We start from the raw sequence: 23,742 nt of genomic DNA on the forward strand, positions 1-23,742 counted from the left end.
CTTACTCCGCAGCCAGCGGCATTGCGCCGTCACGTTCGTTGATCCGCCGCTCAAGCTCCGGCCGGAAATGGCGGATCAGGCCCTGAATCGGCCATGCCGCCGCATCGCCCAGCGCGCAGATCGTGTGGCCCTCGATCTGCTTGGTCACCTCATAGAGCGTGTCGATCTCCGAGATATCGGCATTGCCGTCGCGCAGCCGCTCCATCACCCGCCACATCCAGCCGGTGCCTTCGCGGCACGGGGTGCACTGGCCGCAGCTTTCGTGGCGGTAGAAATAGCTGATCCGGCTGATCGCGCGGACGATGTCGGTCGACTTGTCCATGACGATCACCGCCGCCGTGCCAAGGCCGCTGCCCAGCGCCTTCAGCCCGTCGAAATCCATCGGCGCGTCCATGATCTGCGCCGCCGGCACCAGAGGCACCGACGATCCGCCGGGGATGACGGCAAGCAGGTTGTCCCAGCCGCCGCGCACCCCGCCCGCGTGGCGTTCGATCAGTTCGCGGAACGGGATCGACATCGCCTCCTCGACGACGCAGGGCCGGTTCACATGGCCGGAAATCTGGAACAGCTTGGTGCCGGCGTTGTTCTCGTTGCCGAAGCCCTTGAACCACGCCGCGCCGCGCCGCAGGATCGTCGGGCCGACGGCGATGCTCTCGACATTATTGACCGTCGTCGGGCAGCCGTAAAGGCCGGCCCCGGCCGGGAACGGCGGCTTCAGGCGCGGCTGGCCCTTCTTGCCCTCCAGGCTTTCGAGCAGCGCGGTTTCCTCGCCGCAGATATAAGCGCCGGCGCCCCGGTGGACGAACACGTCGAAATCATAGCCGGAGCCGCTGGCGTTCTTGCCGATCAGCCCGGCGGCATAGGCTTCCGCCACCGCCGCGAACAGCACCTCCGCTTCGCGGATGAACTCGCCGCGGATGTAGATATAGGCGGCGCGCGCGCGCATCGCATAACCGGCGATCAACGCCCCTTCGATCAGCTTGTGCGGATCGTGGCGGATGATCTCGCGGTCCTTGCACGATCCCGGTTCGGACTCATCGGCGTTGATAACCAGGAAGCTCGGCTTTCCGGCGCGCGGCTCCTTGGGCATGAAGCTCCACTTCATGCCGGTCGGGAAACCCGCACCGCCGCGCCCGCGCAGGCCCGACGCCTTGATCTCGTCGATGATCGCGTCCTGCCCGCGCGCCATCAGCGCCTTGGTATCGTCCCAGTCGCCACGCTTGCGCGCCGCGTCGAGGGTCCACGGCTGGAATCCGTAGACGTTCGTGAAGATGCGATCCTTGTCGGCAAGCATCAGCGCCCACTCCCGATCAGCTTCTCGGCAAGGAAATAGGCGGCAATGGCCAGCACCAGGCCGATCGCGACCGCGACCAGCCAGAACACCGCCTTCAGCAGCAGCACGAAGACGATCAGCCCGACAACGATGGCGAGCAGCGTGCTCATGCGCCCACTCCCTCGATCATCGGACCAATGCAACCAGCCACCCCGATCATACAATCACCCCCGTCCACCCCGAGCGCAGTCGAGGGACGCATCCGGCCCAGCACCACCCGTCCCTCGACTGCGCTCGGGATGGACGGATTGCGGCAAGGCAAGGAGAGCAGCGAATGGCTCATGCCCATTCCCCACGATAATCGTGGTTGTCCGTCGTCATCTGCTTCAGCACAGTCGGGCCACCTTCCGGGCAACTGGTCTGGCGGCCGATCTGCGACAGCGTCTTCGGTGTCTCGCCCCGGGCCAGCGCGTCGAGCACGGCTAGCGTGCTCTCGTAGGTCAGGTCCTCGTAGTTGTCGTCGTTGATCTGGACGACCGGCGCATTGGCGCAGGCGCCGATGCACTCGACCTCGTGCAGGGTGAACAGCCCGTCGGGCGTCGTCGCGCCCTTGGCCATCCCCCGGTCCTTGCAAGCGCGCAGCACGTCGTCGGAGCCGCGCAGCATGCACGGCGTCGTCCCGCAAACCTGGACGTGGAACCGGCCGACCGGCGCCAGGTTGAACATGGTGTAGAAGGTGACGACTTCGTACACCCGCATATAGGCCATATCGAGCTGGGCGGCGACATATTCGATCACCGGCACCGGCAGCCAGCCCTGAGTATTAGTTTCCGCCCCGACCTGCCGCTGGGCCAGGTCGAGCAGCGGCAGCACCGCCGACGCCTGCCGGCCCGGCGGATAGCGGCCGATGATCTCCTTGATCTTGGCGGCATTGGCCTTGGTCCAGGCGAACGCGCCCCAGCGCGCGCGGACCTCGGCCTCGTCGGGAATGTGCGGTGCGTCGGCCATCAGCGATCGACCTCCCCGAACACGACGTCGATCGCGGACAGGACGGCGGTGGTATCGGCGAGCATGTGGCCCTTCATCATCATGTCCATCGCCTGCAGGTGCGAGAAGCCGGTGACGCGGATCTTGCAGCGATACGGCTTGTTGGTGCCGTCGCTGACCAGATAGACGCCGAACTCGCCCTTGGGGCTTTCGGTGGCAACATAGACTTCGCCGGCGGGGACGTGGAAACCCTCGGTGTAGAGCTTGAAGTGGTGGATCAGCGCCTCCATCGAGCGCTTCATCTCGCCGCGCTTGGGCGGCACCACCTTGCGGTCGAGGCTGGCGATCGGCCCTTCCGGCATTTCGGCCAGGCACTGCTTGATGATCCGTGCCGACTGGCGGACCTCTTCGCAGCGAACCATGAAGCGGTCGTAGCAGTCACCGTTGGTGCCGACTGGGATGTCGAACTTCATTCGGTCGTAGACGTCGTAGGGCTGCGACCGGCGCAAATCCCACGGCAGGCCGGCGGCGCGGATCATCGGGCCGGAAAAGCCCCATTTCAGCGAATCCTCGCGCGATACGACGCCGATGTCGACGTTGCGCTGCTTGAAGATGCGGTTGTCGACGACCAGCGCCACCGCGTCCTCGAACAGGCCGAACAGCCGGTTGTCGATCCAGTCGCCGATATCGGCCAGCAGCTTCAGCGGCGCATCCTGATGGACGCCGCCCGGGCGGAACCACGCCGCGTGCATCCGCGCGCCCGACGCCCGCTCGAAAAACTGCATGCAGTCCTCGCGCAGCTCGAAGAACCACAGGTTCGGCGTCATCGCGCCGACGTCCATCACGTGTGCGCCGAGGTTCAGGGTGTGGTTGCAGATGCGGGTCAACTCGGCGAACAGCACGCGCAGATATTGCGCGCGCAACGGCACTTCTAGGTCGAGCAGCTTCTCGATCGCCAGCACATAGCTGTGCTCCATGGCGAGCGGCGAGCAATAGTCGAGCCGGTCGAAATAGGGCAGCGCCTGCAGATAGGTCTTGTGCTCGATCAGCTTCTCGGTGCCGCGGTGGAGCAGGCCGACATGCGGGTCGACCCGCTCGACCGTCTCGCCGTCAAGCTCCATCACCAGCCGCAGCACGCCGTGCGCGGCCGGGTGTTGCGGGCCGAAGTTGATCGTGTAGTTCTGGATCGCCAGGTCGCCGACGGTCGGCTTCTCCGCGTCGGCGACCCCTTCCAGCTCGTCGAGATAGTCGGTCATGCGTCGCCCTTCGGCTTGCGGGCGCGCGGCGCCTTCGGTTTGGCGGGCGCCGCCTTGGCCTTCGCGCCACCATCCGCCTTCGGCTTTGCCGTCCGCGCCTTCGGCCTCGGCTTCAGCTCCGGCTCGGCCTTGCCGGCGCCGGTCTGGGCCGGGCTTTCGGTCGTCTTGGGTGTCGATACAGCGGGCGCCGGTGCCGGGGTCACCGCCTTGGCAACAGGCGAGCGCGCGATTTCGTCGGCGGTCAGCGGCGTCGGCGCGCCCTTGGCCTCCGGCTGCGCCTTCTCATCGCCGGGCAGCACATATTCGGCGCCTTCCCACGGGCTGGTGAAGTCGAAGCTACGGAAATCCTGCGCCAGCTTGACCGGTTCGTAGACGACGCGCTTGCGCTCCTCGGAATAACGCAGCTCGACATAGCCGGTCAGCGGGAAGTCCTTGCGCTGCGGATGGCCGCGAAAGCCGTAGTCGGTCAGGATGCGGCGCAGGTCGGCATTGCCGGAAAACAGCACGCCGTACATGTCGTAGACTTCGCGCTCCAGCCAGCCGGCGACCGGCCACAGGCCCGTGACGCTCGGCACCGGCGCCTCGTCGTCGGTGCGCACGGTCACGCGCAGCCGGTGGTTCCGGGTGACCGACAGCAGGTGGTAGACGACGTCGAACCGCTCCGCCCGCTCGGGATAATCGACCCCGGCGATCTCCATCAACTGCTGGTATTGCAGCGCCGGGTCGTCGCGCAGCGCGGTCATCGCCGCGACCAGCGCATCGCGGCGGACGAGCAGCGTCACCTCGCCGACCCGGTCCCACGCATCGATCAGCGCATCGCCGATCGCGGCGCGCGCCGCGTCGATCACGCCGTCGTTCACGGCATATCTCGGGGCGGGGCTGAGACTCACCGTTCGACCGTCCCGATCCGGCGGATTTTCCGCTGCAACTGCATGATGCCGTACAGCAGCGCCTCGGCGGTCGGCGGGCATCCGGGCACGTAGATGTCGACCGGCACGATCCGGTCGCAGCCGCGCACCACCGAATAGCTGTAATGGTAATAGCCGCCGCCATTGGCGCAGCTACCCATCGAGATGACGTATTTCGGCTCCGACATCTGGTCGTAGACGCGGCGCAGCGCCGGCGCCATCTTGTTGCACAGCGTCCCGGCGACGATCATCACATCGCTCTGGCGCGGGCTGGCGCGCGGCGCCGCGCCGAACCGCTCCAGGTCATAGCGCGGCATGTTGACGTGGATCATCTCGACCGCGCAGCAGGCGAGGCCGAAGGTCATCCACCACAGCGATCCGGTCCGCGCCCACTGGAACAGGTCCTCGGTCGACGCGACCAGGAAACCCTTGTCGCTCAATTCGCCGTTCAGGTCGTTGAAGAAGGCGGGATCGGGCGCCGTGCCGGGCGGCGGCGGAGAGAGGTCTACTCCCATTCCAGCGCTCCCTTTTTCCAGACGTAGATATAGCCGATGATCAGTTCGGCGAGGAACACCATCATCGCCGCCCAGCCGACCCAGCCGATCTCGCCCAGCGACACCGCCCACGGAAACAGGAACGCCGCCTCAAGGTCGAAGATGATGAACAGGATCGCGACCAGATAGAAGCGCACGTCGAACTGCCCGCGCGAATCCTCGAAGGCAGGAAAACCGCATTCATACTCGCTCAGCTTGTCTGCAGTGGGCTGGTGCGCGCCGGTCAGGCGGGCGACCAGCATCGGCAGGAAAACGAACACCGCCGACAGGACGAGCGCAACGCCCAGAAACAGCAATATCGGCAGATACCCCGCGGCGACCGTCGCCATGCGCATGCTCCGACTACTAACCGGAAAACCCGGCCTTGGCGGCGGCTTCTAGGCCCCCCGCACCGGGGAGGCAAGGCTTGCGGGGTTGAGAATGAATCGCAAAAATTGCCAAGGTGCGGAACCGCATGGCACCACCCGCCCCGCCCTGTCGATCAGCCCCGCAAGGCGCCCGCGACCAGCTTGTGCAGGCGCGAATGAAGCGCATCGTTGACCGCCAGGAACTCGTTGCGTTCCAGCATGCGATCACCACCGCGAAAGTCGGTGACGAAGCCGCCCGCCTCGCGCACCAGCAATATGCCTGCGGCAACGTCCCAGGGCGACAGCGCACTCTCCCAATAACCGTCGAACCGGCCGGCCGCGACCCAGGCCAGGTCAAGCGACGCCGCCCCCATCCGGCGGATGCCGGCCACCTCCGGCGCGACAGCGCCGAAGATGCGCGACCACTGCGCGAAATCGCCGTGCCCCTTGAACGGAATACCGGTGGCGATCAGCGAATCGGCCAACTCGCGCCGGGCCGAAACGCGCAGCCGCGCATCCTGCAACCAGGCACCCCTACCCTTTTCCGCCCAGAAGCTTTCATCGGTCAGCGGCTGGTACACGAGGGCGCTGGTCACTTCGCCGCGCCCGTTCGGCCGCGGCTCCTCGACCGCGATCGAAATCGCGAAATGCGGCACGCCGTGCAGGAAGTTGCTGGTGCCGTCGAGCGGGTCGACGACCCAGCGCGGCTTGGTCGGGTCGCCGGCGATCTCGCCGCCTTCCTCCATCAGGAAGCCCCAGTCCGGCCGCGCCTTCTGCAACTCCTCGAACAGCGTGCGCTCGGCCCGCCTGTCGGCCATCGACACGAAGTCGGCCGGCCCCTTGCGGCTGACCTGAAGATGCGCGACCTCGTTGAAGTCGCGGCGCAGGCGTGGCGCGGCCTTGCGCGCCGCGCGTTCCATGACGGTCAGCAGGCCGGAATGCGATGCCATCGGATCAGTCGGCGCGCTTGACGTAGGTCTTTTCGTAAACGTCGACGACGATGCGCGTGCCGGACGAGATGTGCGGCGGCACCATCACGCGGACGCCGTTGTCGAGCACCGCCGGCTTGTAGCTGGACGAGGCGGTCTGCCCCTTCACCACGGCGTCGGCCTCGACGATCGTCGCCTCGATCGTGTCGGGCAGCTGCACCGAGATAGGCCGGTCCTCGTACAGTTCCAGCACGACCTCCATGCCGTCTTGCAGGAAAGCGACTTCGTCGCCCAGCATGTCGGCCGACAGGGTGATCTGGTCGTAGGTATCCTTGTCCATGAAGGTCAGCGTGTCGCCGTCGCGGAACAGGAACTGGAAGTCCTTGGTATCGAGCCTGACCTTCTCCAGCGTCTCCGCCGAGCGGAACCGCACGTTGGTCTTGCGGCCGTCGATCAGGTTCTTCATCTCGACCTGCATGTAGGCGCCGCCCTTGCCGGGCTGGGTGTGCTGGATTTTCACCGCCCGCCACAGGCCGTTTTCATATTCGAGGATGTTGCCGGGACGAACGTCCACGCCGCTGATCTTCATAGGGGTCTCGCTATATCGAAAGGCAGGCGCGGCCCTTAGCGCGTAGGCGGGTTTCCGGCAAGCGCGGCCCCAAAAGCGCGGACGGCGGCAGCCTCTCCTTCCGCCGCGTTCCACACCGCGCCGGACACGGCGACGAAATCGGCGCCCGCCTCGGCCAGCGGCCGGGCATTGGCTGGGGTGATGCCGCCGATCGCGACACACGGCAGCTCGAACAGCGTGCTCCACCAGCCAAGCAGCGCCGGCTCCGCATAGTGGCTGACCTGCTTGGTCGCCGTCGGGTAGAAGCTGCCGAACGCGACATAATCGGCGCCCGCCTCCCCCGCTTCCATCGCCAGATGGCGGCTGGCGTGGCAGGTAACGCCGATCTGTACATTGGGACCAAGCCGGGCGCGGGCATCGCGGACATCGCCGTCCTCCTGCCCCAGATGGACGCCGTCCGCGCCAAGCCGCTGGGCCAGCCCGATGCTGTCATTGATGATGAACGCGACGCCATGGTCCGTGCAGACGCGCTGCAGCGGCTCGGCCGCGCGCGCGATCGCATGATCGTCCACGCCCTTCAGCCGAAGTTGGAACGCCGCGACCGGTCCGGCGTCCAGCGCCCGCGCCAGCCGCTCCGCGAAGCCGGTATCAACCGCCGACGGCGAAATCAGGTAAAGCTGACACGGCGGCCGGCCGGGATCGCGTTCGAAACGGGCGGCGAAATCGGGGTCGAGCGGCAGTGCGTCGTCGTCGGTATCCATGGCTGCGCTCTAGAACATGGCGGCGGTTCAGTCGACGACCGCGATCGCCAGCCCGTCCCAGCCTTTCAGGCCGACGGTCTGCAGAGCGGTCGCGTCAAGCCGCGGCTCGGCGGCGAGCAGATCGAACACCGCGCGGCTGCCCAGCACCATCGGGTCGCTGCTACCGGAATCGGCGACGCGCCCTTTGCGGACGACATTGTCGACGACGATCACCGTGCCGGGGCGCGACAGCGCCAGCGCCTGACGGACGTAATGGGCGTTGTTCTCCTTGTCGGCGTCGATGAACACCAGGTCGAACGGCCCTTCGCCGGCCGCGACCATCGCCGCCAGCGTGTCGCGCGCGGGTGCGACGCGGATCTCGACCCGTTCGCCGACCCCGGCGCGGTCGACATTGGCGCGGGCGACGGCGGCGTGGCGCGGGTCGATCTCCAGCGACACCAGCGCCCCGCCCTCGGCCAGGGCGCGCGCCAGCCAGATCGTCGAATAGCCGCCCAGCGTGCCGACCTCCAGGATGCGGCGGGCGCCGACGATCCGGGCGAGAAGGTGGAGGAACTTGCCCTGGGCCGGCGACACGTCGATCGCTGGCAAGCCGCCCGCCGCATTGGCGGCCAGCGCCGCATCGAGTGCCGGGTCGGGCGGCAGCAGGCGGTCGGCGATATAGGCGTCGACCGCCTTCCAGGGTTCCTCCGCCATCGTCACTCCTCGTTCTTGTAGATCCGCACCAGCTTGTCGAGCATCGCCAGCGCCTCGGACCGTTCGCGCTGGAACGTGTTGCGACCGATGATCGATCCGTTGCCGCCGCCGTCGCGAATATCGCGCGCGTCCTGGTAGACCGCGTCGGCCCCCTTCGCCGCGCCGCCGGAAAACACGACAAGGCGCCGGCCGTCGAAACAGGTCTTGACGACATGGGCGACGCGCTTCGCCTGGGTCGACCAGTCGCCGCCCTCATAGGCCTTCTGCGCGTCCTTCTGCTCGATATGGTCGCTCGGCAGCTTGACCTTGATGATGTGCGCACCGAGCAGCGCCGCCATATGCGCGGCATAGGCACCGACGTCGAGCGCCAGTTCGCCCGACTTGGGCAGCGCACCGCCGCGCGGATAGGACCAGATGACGGTCGCCAGGCCAACGGACTTCGCCTCGGCCGACAATTCCCGGATCTCCTCGATCATGTCGAAACAGTCGTCGGACCCGGGATAGATGGTGAAGCCGATCGCCGAGCAGCCAAGGCGCAGCGCGTCGTCGACGCCCGCCGTCACCGCCTGGTTCGCACCCGTCGCCCAGCTGTTGGAGCTGTTGACCTTCAGGATCGTCGGGATCTGCCCGGCAAAGGTCGCGGCCCCCGCCTCCAGCATGCCAAGCGGCGCCGCATAGGCCGAAAGCCCTGCGTCGACAGCGAGTTGATAGTGATAATGTGGGTCGTAAGCTGGCGCGTTGACCGCGAAGCTGCGCGCCGGCCCATGCTCGAACCCCTGGTCGACCGGCAGGATGATCAACTTGCCGGTCCCGCCCAGCCGGCCATGCATCAGGATGCGGGCCAGATTGGCTTTCACCCCCGGATTGTCGGACTCATAATTGGCGAGAATGGCCTTAACGGTCGGCGTCATCACGGTCCCTTTCAAAGATACCAACATGCGTGGCGACCTGTTAGCCGCGCCGCCTGAAAGCCGCAATGTCGGGAACCGGCCGGTAACTATACTAGGTAAACAGGCCGACGATCGCGTAAGTCAGCGCGCCGATCAGCCCCGCCGCCGGCAGCGTCACCACCCAGGCGATGACGATGTTGTTGGCGACGTTCCAGCGCACCGCCGACAACCGGCGCGACGCGCCGACGCCGACGATCGCGCCGGTGATGGTGTGGGTCGACGACACCGGCACCCCCATCCAGGTTGCTGCGAACAGGCTGATAGCGCCGCCGGTCTCGGCGCAGAACCCCATCGCCGGGGTCAGCCGCGTGATCTTCGACCCCATGGTGTGGACGATCCGCCAGCCGCCCGACGCGGTGCCGAGCGCCATCGCCGCCTGGCAGGACAGCACCACCCACAACGGCACATGGAACGTCCCGCCCAGCATCCCCTGCGAATAGAGCAGCACCGCGATGACCCCCATCGTCTTCTGCGCATCGTTGCCGCCATGGCCAAGCGAATAGAGCGCAGCCGAGACGAGCTGCAGCTTGCGAAAGCGCCGGTCGACCGCGAGCGGCGTGAGCCGGATGCTGGTCCACGCCACGAATAGTACCAGCAGCAGCGCGAGCAGCAGGCCGACACCCGGCGACAGCACGATCGCGGCGACTGTCTTCAACACGCCGGCCCAGACGATGACGTCGAAGCCCGCCTTGGCGATGCCGGCGCCGAGCAGGCCACCGATCAGCGCATGGCTGCTGCTGGACGGGATGCCGAACAGCCAGGTCGCGACATTCCAGCCGATCGCCCCAACCAGCGCCGCAAAGATCACCTGCGGATCGATGATGTTGGCGGAGACGATGCCGGTGCCAACCGTCTGGGCAACGTGCAGGCCGAACACGGTGAAGGCGATGAAGTTGAAGAACGCTGCCCACAGCACTGCGTGGTGCGGCTTCAGCACCCGCGTCGATACGACGGTGGCGATCGAATTGGCAGCATCGTGCAGGCCGTTCAGGAAATCGAACAGCAGCGCGACCCCGATCAGGCCGACCAGCAGCGGAAAGGACAGTTCCATCGCGGCGGATCAGGCGTGGTCGATCACGAGACCCTCGATCTCGTTGGCGACGTCCTCGAAACGGTCGATGATCTTTTCCAGATGGCTGTAGATTTCACGCCCGACGATGAACGCCATCGGGTTGCCCTCGCCATGTTCCTTGAACAGTGCCTTCAGCCCGGCATCGTGGATGTCGTCGGCATGGCCCTCGATCTGGATCAGCCGCGCGGTCAGTTCGTGCAGCCGCCCGGCATTGTCGCCAAGCGAGCGCAATAGCGGGATCGCTTCCGCCGTAACCCGCGCCGCCTCGACGACGATGCCGGCCATGTCGCGCATTTCCGGCGTGAAGCTGGTCAGGCCGTACAGCTCGATCGCCTTGGCGGTGCCGTGCATCTGGTCGATCGCATCGTCCATCACCCCGATCAGGTCGGCGATGGCGCTGCGGTCGAACGGCGTCACGAAGACGCGGCGGACATCCTGCAGGACTTCACGGATGATCGCGTCGGCCTCGTGCTCGCGATCGACGATCTCGCGGATGTGGCCGCCGGTTTCCCCTTCGTTGTGGAGCAGGCGGGCGAGCGCGTCGGCGCCGGCGACCAGCGTCTGGGCGTGCGCTTCGAACAGGTCGAAGAAGCGGCCCTGCTTCGGCATCAGCGCCTGGAACCAGCCGACCAGCCGGACCTTGCGCTGGGTCCGCACCGTGAAGCCGGGAAAGACGCGGTGGGCCAGTTCCGGCGGGATCGGCGGCTCGGAAAAGCCGGCGATCAGCAGTTTCAACTCAGGCTCGTCGACCGCCTCGACCGCGTCGTCGAGCGCGAACCACTGGGTGTGGCGCTCGCTGCGTTCCGGCCAGTCGTCGACCTGCTCGACGACGGAGAACGGAAAGACCGTGACGACCAGCCGGTGGGTGCGGCCGGTGCGGCGACGCTTCAGATAGGGAAAGGTGCCGAGCGCGGTCGGGCACGGGATGCCACGCAGCCCGGCTTCCTCGAACGCCTCGAACGCCGCCGCTTCGTGCGGGGCATAGCCTTTCATCAGGTCGCCCTTGGGCAGCACCCAGCGCTTGGTTTCCCGCGAGGTTATCAGCATCACATAGGCGTGGCCGTCCGCGTCGATGCGGTAAGGTAGGGCGGCGATCTGGTCGATGGGAAGGACTCCAGGCGCGGGCTATCGGTGACTCGAAACTGTAACAATTCCCGATAACCGTCCCGGCGCGCTGTCGCAAATGTCGCGGCGGCGCGCGGGGGATCAGCCGGCCAAAGCCTTGACTCCAGGCAGTTCTTTTCCCTCCATCCATTCGAGGAAAGCACCGCCCGCGGTCGACACGAAAGTGAAATCTCCGGCGACGCCGGCCTGGTTCAGCGCCGCGACCGTGTCGCCGCCGCCGGCGACCGAGACCAGCGAGCCTTCGCGGGTGAGCGCGGCGGCGGTGCGCGCCAGGCTGACCGTCGCGGTGTCGAACGGCGGCGTTTCGAACGCGCCGAGCGGGCCGTTCCACACCAGCGTGCGACAGGTCTTCAGCGCATCGGCCAGCGCCTCGATCGCCGCCGGCCCGATGTCGAGGATCATCTCGTCGGCCGCGACTTCGTGGACGTTAACCGTACGGGTCGGCGGGTCGGCGCGGAATTCCTTCGCGACCACCACGTCGTAAGGCAGGTGGACGATGCACTGCGCCCGGTCGGCGGCATCGAGAATCGCCTCCGCCGTGCCGGTCAGGTCATGCTCGCACAGCGACTTGCCGACGGCGACGCCGCGTGCAGCAAGGAAGGTGTTGGCCATGCCGCCGCCGATGATCAGATGATCGACCTTGGTGACCAGATGGTGCAGCACGTCGAGCTTGGTCGACACCTTGGCGCCGCCGACCACCGCCGCGACCGGGTGCTCCGGGTTGCCAAGCGCCTTTTCGAGCGCGGCCAGCTCCTTTTCCATCGCCCGCCCGGCGAAAGCCGGCAGGACATGGGCCAGCCCCTCGGTCGAGGCATGGGCGCGGTGGGCGGCGGAGAAGGCGTCGTTGACGTATAGGTCACCCAGCTTCGCGATCGCCGCGACCAGCGCCGGATCGTTGGTCAGCTCGCCCGGGTGGAAGCGTGTGTTCTCAAGGATGGCGATGCTGCCCGGCGTCAGCCCGGCGACGGCGGCTTCCGCCGTCGGCCCCTGGCAATCGCCGACGAACGTCACCTCGCGGCCGAGCAGCGCCGAATAGGGGCGGGTGAGCGGCGCCAGCGACAGCGCCGGGTTCATCTGCCCCTTCGGCCGGCCGAAATGCGCGAGCAGCAGGACGATCGCGCCGCGATCGGCCAGTTCGGCGACCGTCTCGATCGTCGCGCGCAGCCGGGTGTCGTCGCTGACCCGGCCGTCCGCCATCGGCACGTTCAGATCCTCGCGGACAAGCACGCGCTTGCCGGAAACATCGCCGATGGCGTCGAGCGTCCTGTAGCTGGTCATCGCCGCCCTCGCCGCCGTCAGAGCAGCTTGGCGATCGCGCCGGCGGTGTCGACCATCCGGTTGGAGAAGCCCCATTCATTGTCGTACCACGACAGCACGCGGACCAGCTTGCCTTCCAGCACCGCGGTTTCGAGGCTGTCGACCGTCGACGAGGCCGGGCTGTGCTGCAGGTCGATCGAGACCAGCGGCTCGTCAGTATAATCGAGGATGCCGGAAAGCGGGCCGCTTTCGGCCGCCGCCTTCAGCAGCGCGTTGACTTCCTCCACCGTCGTGTCGCGCGACGGGGTGAAGGTCAGGTCGATCAGGCTGACGTCCGGCACCGGCACGCGGATGGCGGAGCCGTCGAGCTTGCCCTTCAGTTCCGGCATCACCTCGGTCACCGCGCGGGCCGCGCCGGTAGTCGTCGGGATCATCGACACCGCCGCCGCGCGGGCGCGCCGCATGTCGGAATGGACCTGATCAAGGATCTTCTGATCGTTGGTGTAGGCGTGCACCGTGCACATCAGACCGCGCTCGATACCGATCTTCTCGTGCAGCACCTTGGCGACCGGCGCCAGGCAGTTGGTAGTGCAGGACGCGTTGGAGACGATCTTGTGCTCGGCGGTCAGCTTGTCATGGTTGACGCCGTAGACGACGGTCAGGTCGACGCCCTTGCCCGGCGCGGAGATCAGCACCCGCTTGGCGCCGGCATCGAGGTGCTTCTGCGCGCTCGCCCGATCGGTGAAGAAACCGGTGCATTCCAGCGCGATGTCGACGCCCAGCTCCTTGTGCGGCAGGTTGGCCGGATCGCGCTCGGCGGTGACGCGGACGCGCTTGCCGTCGATCACCAAGTCGTTGCCGTCGGCGGCGACGGTGCCCGGATACTTGCCATGGACGGAATCGCGCGAGAACAGCCAGGCATTGGCCTTGGCATCGGCAAGGTCGTTGACCGCGACCAGTTCAAGCCCGCTGTCGGCGCGCTCCAGAATGGCGCGGGCGACCAGCCGGCCGATGCGCCCGAACCCGTTGATCGCGACCTTCACTGCCATGTCCTTCAACTCCTCGCTGCAAGTGCCGCAACGATCTGCGGCGTGATCTGGTCGGGCGTCAGCCCGAACGCGCGGAACAGGTCCGCCGCCGGCGCCGAGGCGCCGAACCGGTCGATGCCGAAGCGCAGCCCGCGGCGCCCGACATAGCGTTCCCAGCCGATCGTCGTGCCCGCCTCGATCGACACGAGCAGCGCGTCGTCGGGCAGGGTCGCGTCGCGATAGGCCTGCGGCTGGGCATCGAAGCGTTCCCAGCACGGCATGGACACGACATCGGCACCGATACCATCGGCTTCCAGCCGGTCGCGCACCGCGACGGCGATCTCCACTTCCGAGCCGCTGGCGACCAGCACCACCCGGCGCGCGGCGTCGGCGGCGCGCAGGCGGTAGGCGCCCTTCGCCGAGCGGTTCTCGTCCGCCTCGGTCCGCAACTGCGGCAGGTTCTGGCGGCTGAGCGCGAGCAGCGACGGGCCGTCGGCCCGGTCAAGCGCCAGCGCCCAGCATTCGGCCGTTTCGACCGCATCGCACGGCCGGTAGACGTCAAGGTTGGGGATGACGCGCAGCGCCATCAGATGCTCGATCGGCTGGTGGGTCGGCCCGTCTTCTCCCAGCCCGATCGAATCATGGGTCATCACGTGGACGACACGGGCGCGCTGCAACGCGCCGAGGCGGATCGCCGCGCGCGAATAGTCGGAAAACACCATGAAGGTGCCACCATAGGGGATGACCCCGCCGTGCAGCGCCATGCCGTTCATCGCCGCCGCCATGCCGAATTCGCGGATGCCGTAATTGACGTAGCGTCCGGCATAGTCGGTGCGGTCGAGGACGGTCAGCCCCTTGGTCCGGGTGTTGTTGGAACCGGTCAGGTCGGCCGATCCGCCGACGGTCTCGGGGATAGCGGCGTTGATCGCCTCCAGCGCCAGTTCGGACGCCTTGCGCGTCGCGACCTTGACCGGGCTGGCGAGCAGCCCGGCGACGTGGCCGGCGATGCTCCACTCGTTCGGCAGGGGGCCGTCCATGCGGCGGGTGAATTCGGCGCTGTCGGCATGGCCGGCCAGCCGCGCCGCCCAGTCGGTGCGGGCCGCCGCGCCGCGCGCGCCGAACCCTTCCCACGCCGCCTTGATCTCCGCCGGGATCTCGAACGGCGGGTGGCTCCAGCCCAGCGCGGCGCGCGCCGCCGCCACCTCTGCCGCGCCGAGCGGCGCGCCGTGGGTGGCCGCCGTGCCCTGCTTGTTGGGCGCGCCGCGACCGATGACCGTGCGGCAGGCGACCAGCGACGGGCGCGGATCGGCCAGCGCCGCGTCGAGCGCGCGGGCGATGCCGGCCGGATCGTGGCCGTCACAGGCGACGACATGCCAGCCGCCGGCGGTGTAGCGCGCGGCGATGTCCTCGCTGGTCGACAAGCTGGTCGCGCCGTCTATGGTAATGCGGTTATCGTCCCACAGCACGGTGAGCCGGCCGAGGCCGAGATGCCCGGCCAGCCCGACCGCCTCGTGGTTGATGCCTTCCATCAGGCAGCCGTCGCCGGCGATCACCCAGGTGCGATGATCGACCAGCGCGTCGCCGAATACCGCGTTCAGGTGGCGTTCCGCCGCCGCCATGCCGACGGCGGTGGCGAACCCCTGGCCGAGCGGCCCGGTCGTCGTTTCGACCCCGGCCAGCTCGAAATTCTCCGGGTGGCCAGCGCACGGGCTATGGAGCTGGCGGAAATTGCGGATGTCGTCGATCGTCGGCCGCGCATAGCCCGACAGATGGAGCAGCGCGTAGAGCAACATCGAGCCATGGCCGGCGGACAGCACGAATCGGTCGCGGTCCGGCCAGCGCGGATCGGCGGGATCGAATTTCAGATAGTCGCGGAACAGCACGGTGGCGACGTCGGCCATGCCCATCGGCATGCCGGGATGGCCGGAATTGGCCGCTTCCACCGCATCCATCGCCAGTGCCCTGATTGCGTTGGCGAGCTGGTCATGTGCAACAGTCATGGCGGTTCCCGTCTGGGATCGCCACGACGGCGATCGATCGGCGCGGCGAGTCGCCGGCAAGCGCGCGATCCTTTGTCCCGCGCATCGCGATGCGTCAACCGCCACGCCTTCGCGAGTCGCTTGCTCCGTGCGTTGGACGTGCTACTTAAGATTCCATGACAGACGATCGTCTCATCATCGCGATCGGCCGGCTGGAACGGGCGCTGACCCGCGCCGAGACCGCCGCCGACCGCACGGTGCGTGACGCGACGCTGGACCAGGATCTGGCGGCATTGACCAGCCGACACGAAAAGCTGCGCAGCCGGACCCAGGAGGCGATCGACGCGCTCGATCGATTGATCGGCTGACCGCGATTTCCGGGGGTGCCCATGGCGGAAGTGAATCTGGAGATCGGCGGACGGTACTACGCCGTCAGCTGTCGTGACGGCGAGGAGGATCATCTGCGCCGCATCGGCCAGATGGTCGACGCCAAGGCGGCCGAAGCCAGCGCCAGCGCCGGCGGGCTGAACGAGGTCCGCCAACTGCTGTTCGCCGCGCTGCTGCTCGCCGACGCGCTGAACGACGCGGAAACGGCGCGCGCCGGCGTCATCCGCGTCGCTGGGGCGCCCGCATCCGGCGGCGCCGCGCCCGATCCCGGCGTCGCGCTGGCGATCGAGCGGCTGGCCGAGCGGGTCGAGCAGGTCGCCGACAGGCTTGAGGGAACGGCGACGAGTACCTAGATTGGGCGAGACGGGTACTGCCCGGTGCGCGCCTTTCATATCCCTGAGGCGATTACACATCCAAGGGGGCTGTCTCTTGGCGGGCCCTGGCCCGGTAACATGGCCCCCACCTGACGTTTATGGCGTCAGTGGATATTCCGGCAAACGGCCATGGCGGTCCCGTCACCCGCCCTTCCCTCCCGCCGCCGGGCAGCCTATTCTGACCGGGTGAGCGATTTTCCGACCAAATCCGCCCTGCGCCGGGATGCCCGCGCCCGCCGCGACGGCTTTGTCGCCGGGCTCGACCCGCGCGCCGCCGCCCTCGCCTTCAGCACCCCGCCGGGGCCGCTGCGCGCGCTGATCGACGCGGCGAATACCGTCGCCGCCTATCTGCCGATCGCCAGCGAGGCCGATCCGGCCGCGCTCGTCGCCTTCACCGCGGAGCGGGGCAGGCAGGTCGCCCTGCCCTTCGTCGAGAGCCGGGCGGTGCCGCTGCGCTTCCTTGCCTGGGCGCCGGGCGCGCCGCTGGTCGACGGGCCGTTCGGCCTGCGCCAGCCGGATTACGCCACCGCCAAAGAGGTCGCGCCGGACCTGATCCTGGCGCCGCTGGTCGCGTTCGACCGGCGACTGCACCGCGTCGGCCAGGGCGGCGGCCATTACGACCGCGCCTTCGCCCGCTACCCGGACGCGATCCGCGTCGGCGTCGCGTGGAACATCCAGGAGGTGCCGTTCGTGCCCGACGAGCCGTGGGACATCGCGCTCGACGCGGTGCTGACCGAGCGCGAATGGATCGCGCGCGACCGGGGCACCGCGTGAAGCCGAACTGGCGCAAGCCCGCCGGGATGCTGATGATCCTGGCGCTGATCGCGCTGTGGTCCGCGCTGGTCGTCGGCTTTTCGGACGTGATCGGGGCGCTACCGGCGCTGGCCCAGGCGCCGATCTACCTGGTGCTCGGCATCGTCTGGATCCTGCCGCTGAAGCCGCTGCTGCGCTGGATGGAAACCGGGCGCTGGCGCTGATCGAGAAGCATGGAAGGCGCTGCGCCATCCATCGGTGGATGGCGCGAGTGACGGGGCTCGAACCCGCGACCTCCGGCGTGACAGGCCGGCGCTCTAACCAACTGAGCTACACCCGCTTGCGCGTGGAGCGGGCCAACTAGGGTAGCCGCCGAAGGCTGTCAAGCAATGCGCCGGCCCTAATCGTCGTCCGCCGCGTCCTCGTCACCGCCGACATGGGTCAGCGTGCCGTCCTCGAACAGGAAACCGGCGATATCCGGCTTGCCGGCGGCTCCGACGATCGTCTGGATGATGATCAGCAACGGCACCGCCAGCAGCGCGCCCGGCGTGCCCCACACCCAGCCCCAGAAGCTGAGCGAGAGCAGGATCAGCAGCGGGTTGATGGTCAGCCGGCGGCCGAGAATCAGCGGGGTGATCACATTCGCCTCGACCGTGTGGAAGGCGATCTGCACCGCCGCCGGCAGCAGCGCCCAGCTGATGTCGTTGAACGTCATCAGTCCGCCCAGCGCCATCAGCACCGCGGCGAGGATCGGGCCGAGATAGGGGATGTAGTTGAGCAGCGCGACGATGCCGCCCCACATCAGCGGGGACGGCATGCCGAGCGCCCAGACCGCCGCCGCCACTGCCAGCCCAAGCCCCAGGTTGATGATGGTGATCGTGCCGATATAGGCCGACGTCGCGTCGACGACGTTCTGGATCACCCGCGCGGTCGCCAGCGCGCCGTCGAAGCTGCCGCGGCTGGTGATCGTCCAGCGCCTGAGGCGGGTCCAGCCGGACAGGAAGAAGAAGATGACGAGCAGCACGAACAGCAACTGGATCGCCGCCGACGGCGCCGAGGAGACATAGGCCATCAGCGAGGTCGGCGCCGCCACCGCCTCCGCCTGCGCCGCCGCGACCGGCCCGGCGACCAGCATCCGCATCGTGTCGTCGACGAAACGCTGGAGGTTGGCAAAGGCGTCGATCAGCGGCGCGATATTGGCCTGGATCTGCGGAATGCGTTCGGGCAGCGCCTGGAACCAGGTCGTCGCCGGCACGACGATCGCCGCCAGCGCGATATTGGCGAGGGCGATGAAGATCAGCAGGCAGGCGAGCGCGGCCAGCCCGGACGGCACCCGCCGCCGCTCCAGCCATTCGAGCAGCGGTACGAAGGCGATTGCGACGACCAGCGCCGCCGTCACCGGCAGGAAAAATTCCGCCCCCGCCTTCAAGGCGAACGGCAGGCCGAGCAGCAGGCCGGTGCCGGCGATCAGGGTCAGCGAGGCGAGCAGGCGGTCGCGGCGGCGGTCGACATAGGGGCGGTCGGCGACCGGCGCGCGCACCGTCTCGGCCGGTGTCGGATCATGACCGATCACCGCGTCGAGCGCTGCTTCGCCGATCGTTCGCCTGTCCTCCCTCATCCGCCGGTTCTTGGCCTCGTCGCCGGGCCGCCGTCAATGCCCGCGCAGCGGCGGCCGCGAACGGAAAATCGGGCGAGCCGTCGCGCGCGACGGGTGGACGCCGGACGCGGCCGGGTTATGACAGGGCCATCCGCCGAAAGGCATGCCATTTTCGGGAGTTCCCGCCCATGTCACCGCATATCTCACCGCTCAAGACCGTCCTGCTTGCCGGCGCGATCGCGCTGCCCGGCACGCTGGCCGCCCAGCCGGCCCCCCGGTTCGACACCGCGCGGATCAGCGCCGACATTCGCACCCTTGCCGACGATTCGTTCGAGGGGCGCGGTCCGGCAACCGCCGGCGAGGCCAAGACGATCGCTTTTCTAATCGACAAGATGAAGGCCGCCGGGCTTGAACCGGGCGGCCCGGCGGCGAACGGCGTGCGCGGCTGGACCCAGGACGTGCCGCTGCTGCAGGCCGACATCGCCGGTACCCCGACGGTATCGATCACCTCCAACGGCAAGGCCCGCGCGCTGACCCAGGGCGAGGAGATCGCGATCCGCGCCGCGATGACCGGCCAGACCGAAGTCGCGATCGCCGACGCGCCGCTGGTCTTCGTCGGCTACGGCGTCAAGGCGCCCGAGCGCGACTGGGACGATTTCAAGGGCGCCGACCTGAAGGGCAAGGTTATCGTCATGCTGGTCAACGACCCCGATTTCGAGGGCGGCGAAGGCGATTTCGGCGGCAAGGCGATGACCTATTACGGCCGCTGGACGTATAAATACGAGGAAGCGGCGCGGCAGGGCGCGATCGGCGCGTTGGTCATCCACGAATACGCCCCCGCCTCCTACGGCTGGCCGACGGTCAAAAATTCCAACACCAACACGATGTTCGACATCGTCCGCGCCGACCCGACGGCGGAGCACCCGGCGATGGAAGGCTGGATCCAGCGCGACCTGGCCGCCGACCTGTTCAAGGCGTCCGGCCTCGATTTCGATCAGATGAAGGCAGCGGCGCGCAAGCGCAATTTCCGGCCGGTGACGCTGAAACCGACATTCAGCGCCCGCTATGCGGTGACGACCAAGACGATCGTCTCGCACAACGTGCTCGGCCGGTTGCCTGGCGCGAAGCACCCGGACGAAACAGTGCTCTATTCCGGCCACTGGGACCATCTGGGCATCGGCGAGCCTGACGCGCGCGGCGACCGCATCTACAACGGCGCGCGCGACAATGCGTCAGGCATCGCGATGATGCTGGAAATGGCGCGCGCCTTCACCGCCGCGCCGCGCACCGACCGGTCTGTCGTCTTCCTCGCGGTCACCGCCGAGGAGAAAGGTCTGCTCGGCTCCGAATACTACGCCAGCAATCCGGTCTATCCGCTGGCGACGACAGCCGGCGTCATCAACATGGACGCGACGATCGGCGCCGGCGCCGCCCGCGATTTCAGCATATCCGGTTCGGCGAAACTCGGCCTGCTCGACCTGCTGGTCGCTGAGGGTAAGAAGCTGGGCCGCAGCTTCAGCCCGGACCCACGCCCGGAAGCGGGGCTGTTCTACCGGTCGGATCACTTCCCCTTCGCCAAGCAAGGCGTGCCCGCCGTCTCGTTCGGCGCAGGCGGCGACCTGATCGATGGCGGCCGGGCGCGCGGCGACGAACTCTCCAAGGCCTATACGCTAAACCAGTACCACCAGCCCGCCGACGAATGGAGCGCCGACTGGGACCTGAGCGGCGTCGGCCCGGACATGACCCTGCTCTATGCCGCCGGCCGCGACCTGGCGAACAGTCGCGCCTGGCCGAACTGGAGCCAGGATTCGGAATTCCGCGCCAAGCGGGACGAGAGCGCCGCCAGGCGTGCCGGCGACTGAACGGCTGCGGCGGCATGCGCGACCTGATCCTGGTCATCGACGAGGGTACGACGTCGACGCGGGCGATGCTGTTCGCCGCCGACGGCGCGGTGCTGGGCAGCGAGAGCGCGGCGTTGACCCAGCATTACCCCGCCCCCGGCCTGGTCGAGCATGACGCGGCGGAGATCTGGGCGCACAGCCTGGCCTGCGCGCGGGTGATGGTCGCGGCGGCCGGCGGACCGGAACGGATCGCCGCGATCGGCATCACCAACCAGCGCGAGACGACCGTGTTCTGGGACAAGGTGATCGGCGAACCACTGGCCCCGGCCATCGTCTGGCAGGACCGGCGCACCGCCGACGCCTGCCGCGCGCTGCGCGAGGCAGGGCACGAACCCTCGGTGCAAGCGCGCACCGGCCTGCTGCTCGATCCCTATTTCTCCGCCTCGAAGATCGGCTGGGCGCTCGACAACTGGCCGCAACTGCGCGCGGCGGGCGAGCGGCTGGCGGTCGGCACGGTCGAATCCTGGCTGGTCTGGAAGCTGACCGGCGGGCTGCACGTCAGCGACGCGACCAACGCATCGCGCACCGCGCTGATGGCGATCGGCAGCGGCGGCTGGGACGACGGGCTGTGCGACCTGTTCGGCGTGCCGCGCGCGATCCTGCCGGAGATCGTCGACTGTGCCGGCCGGTTCGGCGAGACCACGCCAGAATTGTTCGGAGCACCGATCCCGATCTGCGGCCTGGCCGGTGACCAGCAGGCGGCGACGATCGGCCAGGCCTGCCTGTCTCCCGGCGACACCAAGGCGACCTACGGCACCGGCGCCTTCGTGCTGACCGCGACCGGCGCCCGCCTGCCGACATCGCGCAACCGGCTGCTCGCCACCGTCGCGCACCAGATCGACGGCAAGCGCCATTATGCGCTGGAAGGATCGGTGTTCGTCGCCGGCAGCCTGATCAAGTGGCTGCGCGACGGCCTCGGCCTGATCACCAGCGCGGCGGAGACGGAGGCGCTGGCCCGCTCCGTTCCCGACAATGGCGGCGTCTATCTGGTCCCCGCCCTATCCGGCCTCGGCGCGCCGTGGTGGGAGCCAGAGGCGCGCGGCGCCCTGTCCGGCCTCAGCTTCTCCGCCGGGCGCGCGCATGTCGTCCGCGCCGCCGCCGAGGCGATGGCCCACCAGACCCACGACCTGAAAACCGCCTTTGCCGCCGACGGCGCCGACTGGGCGCGACTGCGTATCGACGGCGGCATGGCGGCGAACGACTGGATCGCCCAGGACCTGGCCGACATGCTGGCGATCCCGGTCGAGCGCCCGGCCTTCGTCGAGACGACGGCGATGGGCGCGGCGATGCTGGCCGGGGTCGGCGCCGGGCTGTTCCCGACGCTGGGGGCGGCGGCGGCGATGCGCGGCGCGACGACCGGCTTCGACCCCGCCCTTCCCGCCGAAGCGCGCGCCGCGCGGCTGGCAGGCTGGCAGGCGGCGATCGCCGCGGTGCTGCCGAAATAGGCGCTGCCACGCTCGCAATGACGGGAGGCCTTTCATCCTTTGGGAGCATGGCTTAAGCCCAACCCCTTCCGATCTTGCGAGGTTTTCCGATGCGCCTGCTTCTCGCCGCCCTTGCCGCCACCGCCCTCACCGCCCTGCCGATGCCCGCGACGGCGGCGGACGCCCCTGCCCCCGCCGCCAAGGAGGCGCCGAAGCCGGAGATCAACCTGCCGCCGATGTCGGAGGACAAGACGATCGACCAGGCGGTGACGGTCGACGGCAGGCTGATCAAGTACAAGGCGACGGTCGGCCACATCACCGTGCGCGACGCCAAGGGCAAGGCGATCGGCGAGGTCGTCTACACCGCCTATGCCGTTCCCGGCGCGGCGACCGCGCGGCCGGTGACCTTTGCGTTCAACGGCGGGCCGGGGGCGGCCTCCGTCTTCCTCAACATGGGGGCGATCGGGCCGAAGCGGGTGCCGTTCGGCGCCGCCGGCGACAGCGCGTCGGACAGCGCAGTGCAGCGCGACAACCCCGGCACCTGGATCGACTTCACCGACATGGTGTTCATCGACCCTGTCGGCACCGGCTTTTCCCGCAGCCTTGTCGACGAGGCGGAAAGCAAGAAAGCGTTCTACACCGCCAAGAGCGACATCCAGTATCTGAGCCGCGTCGTCTACGACTGGCTGGTCAAATACGGCCGGCTGACCAGCCGCAAATACCTGATCGGCGAAAGCTATGGCGGCTACCGCGTGCCGCGCCTCGCCTACGAACTGCAGAGTCGGCTGGGGGTCGGGATGAGCGGGCTGGTCATGGTCTCGCCCTATCTCGACCCGGCGGCGATCGGCGAGGAGACCAGCCTGTCGCCGCTGCCCTGGGCGATCAACCTGCCGGCGATGGCGGCCGGGAATTTCGAACGGCAGGGCAAGCTGTCGGCCGAAACGATGGCCGAGGTGGAGGATTATGCGCGCGGTGAATTCGTCACCGATTTCCTGAAAGGCGCGAAGGACAAGGCAGCGACCGACCGGCTGTCGGCGCGGGTCGCGGCCTATACCGGGCTTGACCCGGCGCTGGTCCGGCGGCTGGACGGGCGGGTCGACATCCGCACCTATCTGCGCGAGGTGCACCGCGCGACCGGGCAGATCGGCAGCGTCTACGATTCCAACGTCACCGCCTATGACCCGTTCCCGGCGTCGGCGCAGCCGAATTACGGCGACCCGCTGCTCGACGGCATCATCGCGCCGACGACCAGCGCCGCCGTCGACTTCATCACCAACCAGGTCGGCTGGAAAAGCGAGGCGCATTACGCCACCTTGTCCTACGACGTCGGGCGGCTGTGGGACCGCGACGAGAGCGACACGCCGGTGACCGACCTGCGCAAGGCGATTGCCGTCGACCCGAAGATGAAGGCGATGATCGTCCACGGCTGGGACGACCTGTCCTGCCCCTATTTCGGCTCCCGGCTGATCCTCGACCAGATGCCGGGCTTCGGCCAGGCCGAGCGGATCCAGCTACATATGTACCCCGGTGGGCACATGTTCTATTCGCGCCCGGACAGTTCGGCGGCCTTCCGCCGCGACGCGCGGGCGCTCTACGGCGCCGGCGCCTGACCAACGGGG

At 68.2% G+C, this 23,742-nt stretch carries 25 protein-coding genes, 1 tRNA gene and 1 other RNA gene; 8 read left to right on the forward strand and 19 right to left on the reverse strand.

All coding sequences use genetic code 11. From position 1 onward, the window contains the following. Position 1: 1 nt before the first annotated feature. The 17 genes from nuoF to tkt all read right to left on the reverse strand — a co-directional run bounded on the left by nuoF (position 2) and on the right by tkt (position 15,708). Complete coding sequence (gene nuoF, locus E4A53_RS11890; protein ID WP_136163335.1) at positions 2–1,294, reverse strand: NADH-quinone oxidoreductase subunit NuoF; 1,293 nt, start codon at positions 1,292–1,294, stop codon at positions 2–4. Continuing rightward, complete coding sequence (locus E4A53_RS14680; protein WP_168694377.1) at positions 1,294–1,443, reverse strand: hypothetical protein; 150 nt, start codon at positions 1,441–1,443, stop codon at positions 1,294–1,296. Before E4A53_RS14680 ends, nuoF begins: the two co-directional genes overlap by 1 nt. A 169-nt stretch (positions 1,444–1,612) precedes the next feature. Continuing rightward, positions 1,613–2,281: a complex I 24 kDa subunit family protein gene (locus E4A53_RS11895; RefSeq protein WP_136163336.1), complete on the reverse strand. Its 669-nt coding sequence runs from the start codon at positions 2,279–2,281 to the stop codon at positions 1,613–1,615. After that, positions 2,281–3,516 carry an NADH-quinone oxidoreductase subunit D gene (locus tag E4A53_RS11900; protein WP_136163337.1) on the reverse strand — a complete coding sequence of 412 codons (1,236 nt, stop codon included), beginning with the start codon at positions 3,514–3,516 and terminating at the stop codon, positions 2,281–2,283. Before E4A53_RS11900 ends, E4A53_RS11895 begins: the two co-directional genes overlap by 1 nt. Then, positions 3,513–4,376 carry an NADH-quinone oxidoreductase subunit C gene (locus E4A53_RS11905; RefSeq protein ID WP_420822626.1) on the reverse strand — a complete coding sequence of 288 codons (864 nt, stop codon included), beginning with the start codon at positions 4,374–4,376 and terminating at the stop codon, positions 3,513–3,515. Before E4A53_RS11905 ends, E4A53_RS11900 begins: the two co-directional genes overlap by 4 nt. Positions 4,377–4,402: 26 nt before the next feature. Continuing rightward, positions 4,403–4,939 carry a NuoB/complex I 20 kDa subunit family protein gene (locus E4A53_RS11910; RefSeq protein WP_136163339.1) on the reverse strand — a complete coding sequence of 179 codons (537 nt, stop codon included), beginning with the start codon at positions 4,937–4,939 and terminating at the stop codon, positions 4,403–4,405. Then, the gene (ndhC, locus tag E4A53_RS11915; RefSeq protein WP_136163340.1) at positions 4,930–5,307 is read right to left on the reverse strand and encodes an NADH-quinone oxidoreductase subunit A; all 378 of its coding nucleotides are present in this window, start codon (positions 5,305–5,307) and stop codon (positions 4,930–4,932) included. The genes E4A53_RS11910 and ndhC overlap by 10 nt, the downstream gene beginning before the upstream one ends. A 152-nt stretch (positions 5,308–5,459) precedes the next feature. Beyond that, positions 5,460–6,275 carry an inositol monophosphatase family protein gene (locus E4A53_RS11920; protein WP_136163341.1) on the reverse strand — a complete coding sequence of 272 codons (816 nt, stop codon included), beginning with the start codon at positions 6,273–6,275 and terminating at the stop codon, positions 5,460–5,462. A gap of 4 nt (positions 6,276–6,279) precedes the next feature. Continuing rightward, positions 6,280–6,843 carry an elongation factor P gene (gene efp, locus E4A53_RS11925; RefSeq protein WP_136163342.1) on the reverse strand — a complete coding sequence of 188 codons (564 nt, stop codon included), beginning with the start codon at positions 6,841–6,843 and terminating at the stop codon, positions 6,280–6,282. A gap of 35 nt (positions 6,844–6,878) precedes the next feature. Next, positions 6,879–7,583 carry a thiamine phosphate synthase gene (thiE, locus tag E4A53_RS11930; RefSeq protein WP_136163343.1) on the reverse strand — a complete coding sequence of 235 codons (705 nt, stop codon included), beginning with the start codon at positions 7,581–7,583 and terminating at the stop codon, positions 6,879–6,881. Between the two features lie 27 nt (positions 7,584–7,610). Continuing rightward, the gene (locus tag E4A53_RS11935; RefSeq protein ID WP_136163344.1) at positions 7,611–8,276 is read right to left on the reverse strand and encodes an O-methyltransferase; all 666 of its coding nucleotides are present in this window, start codon (positions 8,274–8,276) and stop codon (positions 7,611–7,613) included. A gap of 2 nt (positions 8,277–8,278) precedes the next feature. Further along, positions 8,279–9,187, reverse strand: a complete 909-nt coding sequence (locus tag E4A53_RS11940) for a class I fructose-bisphosphate aldolase (protein ID WP_136163345.1) — start codon at positions 9,185–9,187, stop codon at positions 8,279–8,281. A gap of 91 nt (positions 9,188–9,278) precedes the next feature. Continuing rightward, positions 9,279–10,277 carry an inorganic phosphate transporter gene (locus tag E4A53_RS11945; protein ID WP_136163346.1) on the reverse strand — a complete coding sequence of 333 codons (999 nt, stop codon included), beginning with the start codon at positions 10,275–10,277 and terminating at the stop codon, positions 9,279–9,281. Positions 10,278–10,286: 9 nt separating this feature from the next. Then, the gene (locus E4A53_RS11950) at positions 10,287–11,402 is read right to left on the reverse strand and encodes a DUF47 family protein (RefSeq protein WP_136163347.1); all 1,116 of its coding nucleotides are present in this window, start codon (positions 11,400–11,402) and stop codon (positions 10,287–10,289) included. A gap of 102 nt (positions 11,403–11,504) precedes the next feature. Beyond that, the gene (locus E4A53_RS11955) at positions 11,505–12,701 is read right to left on the reverse strand and encodes a phosphoglycerate kinase (protein WP_136163348.1); all 1,197 of its coding nucleotides are present in this window, start codon (positions 12,699–12,701) and stop codon (positions 11,505–11,507) included. 17 nt (positions 12,702–12,718) lie between these two features. Beyond that, positions 12,719–13,729, reverse strand: a complete 1,011-nt coding sequence (gene gap / locus E4A53_RS11960; RefSeq protein WP_136163349.1) for a type I glyceraldehyde-3-phosphate dehydrogenase — start codon at positions 13,727–13,729, stop codon at positions 12,719–12,721. A gap of 5 nt (positions 13,730–13,734) precedes the next feature. After that, positions 13,735–15,708 (reverse strand): transketolase, encoded by a 1,974-nt coding sequence (gene tkt, locus E4A53_RS11965; RefSeq protein WP_136163350.1) that lies wholly within the window; start codon positions 15,706–15,708, stop codon positions 13,735–13,737. A 155-nt stretch (positions 15,709–15,863) separates the two neighbouring features. Here tkt and E4A53_RS11970 point away from each other — a divergent pair, with 155 nt between their 5' ends. The 5 genes from E4A53_RS11970 (at position 15,864) to E4A53_RS11985 (ending at position 17,425) form a co-directional block, all read left to right on the forward strand. Continuing rightward, positions 15,864–16,055, forward strand: coding sequence for a hypothetical protein (locus tag E4A53_RS11970; protein ID WP_136163351.1), 192 nt, complete (start codon positions 15,864–15,866; stop codon positions 16,053–16,055). 21 nt (positions 16,056–16,076) lie between these two features. Then, a complete protein-coding gene (locus tag E4A53_RS11975; protein WP_136163352.1) occupies positions 16,077–16,427 on the forward strand; it encodes a cell division protein ZapA in 351 nt (116 codons plus the stop codon). 11 nt (positions 16,428–16,438) lie between these two features. Then, positions 16,439–16,591: non-coding RNA, 6S RNA (gene ssrS, locus E4A53_RS15115), on the forward strand. Positions 16,592–16,634: 43 nt separating this feature from the next. Further along, positions 16,635–17,222: a 5-formyltetrahydrofolate cyclo-ligase gene (locus tag E4A53_RS11980; protein ID WP_239018284.1), complete on the forward strand. Its 588-nt coding sequence runs from the start codon at positions 16,635–16,637 to the stop codon at positions 17,220–17,222. After that, the gene (locus E4A53_RS11985) at positions 17,219–17,425 is read left to right on the forward strand and encodes a DUF2842 domain-containing protein (protein ID WP_420822627.1); all 207 of its coding nucleotides are present in this window, start codon (positions 17,219–17,221) and stop codon (positions 17,423–17,425) included. The genes E4A53_RS11980 and E4A53_RS11985 overlap by 4 nt, the downstream gene beginning before the upstream one ends. Before the next feature lie 39 nt (positions 17,426–17,464). Here E4A53_RS11985 and E4A53_RS11990 read toward each other — a convergent pair. Both E4A53_RS11990 and E4A53_RS11995 read right to left on the reverse strand, forming a co-directional pair. Further along, positions 17,465–17,541: transfer RNA gene (locus tag E4A53_RS11990), tRNA-Asp, on the reverse strand. 60 nt (positions 17,542–17,601) lie between these two features. Beyond that, complete coding sequence (locus E4A53_RS11995) at positions 17,602–18,819, reverse strand: AI-2E family transporter (protein ID WP_136163355.1); 1,218 nt, start codon at positions 18,817–18,819, stop codon at positions 17,602–17,604. A 167-nt stretch (positions 18,820–18,986) separates the two neighbouring features. On the opposite strand from E4A53_RS11995, the gene E4A53_RS12000 reads away from it, so the two are divergent. The 3 genes from E4A53_RS12000 (at position 18,987) to E4A53_RS12010 (ending at position 23,733) form a co-directional block, all read left to right on the forward strand. After that, complete coding sequence (locus E4A53_RS12000) at positions 18,987–20,660, forward strand: M28 family metallopeptidase (RefSeq protein WP_136163356.1); 1,674 nt, start codon at positions 18,987–18,989, stop codon at positions 20,658–20,660. Between the two features lie 14 nt (positions 20,661–20,674). Beyond that, positions 20,675–22,144: a glycerol kinase gene (locus tag E4A53_RS12005; protein ID WP_136163357.1), complete on the forward strand. Its 1,470-nt coding sequence runs from the start codon at positions 20,675–20,677 to the stop codon at positions 22,142–22,144. Between the two features lie 89 nt (positions 22,145–22,233). After that, positions 22,234–23,733: a S10 family peptidase gene (locus E4A53_RS12010; protein ID WP_136163358.1), complete on the forward strand. Its 1,500-nt coding sequence runs from the start codon at positions 22,234–22,236 to the stop codon at positions 23,731–23,733. Positions 23,734–23,742: the final 9 nt, after the last annotated feature.

Source organism: Sphingomonas flavalba (assembly GCF_004796535.1).
GTDB classification, from domain to species: domain Bacteria; phylum Pseudomonadota; class Alphaproteobacteria; order Sphingomonadales; family Sphingomonadaceae; genus Sphingomonas_L; species Sphingomonas_L flavalba.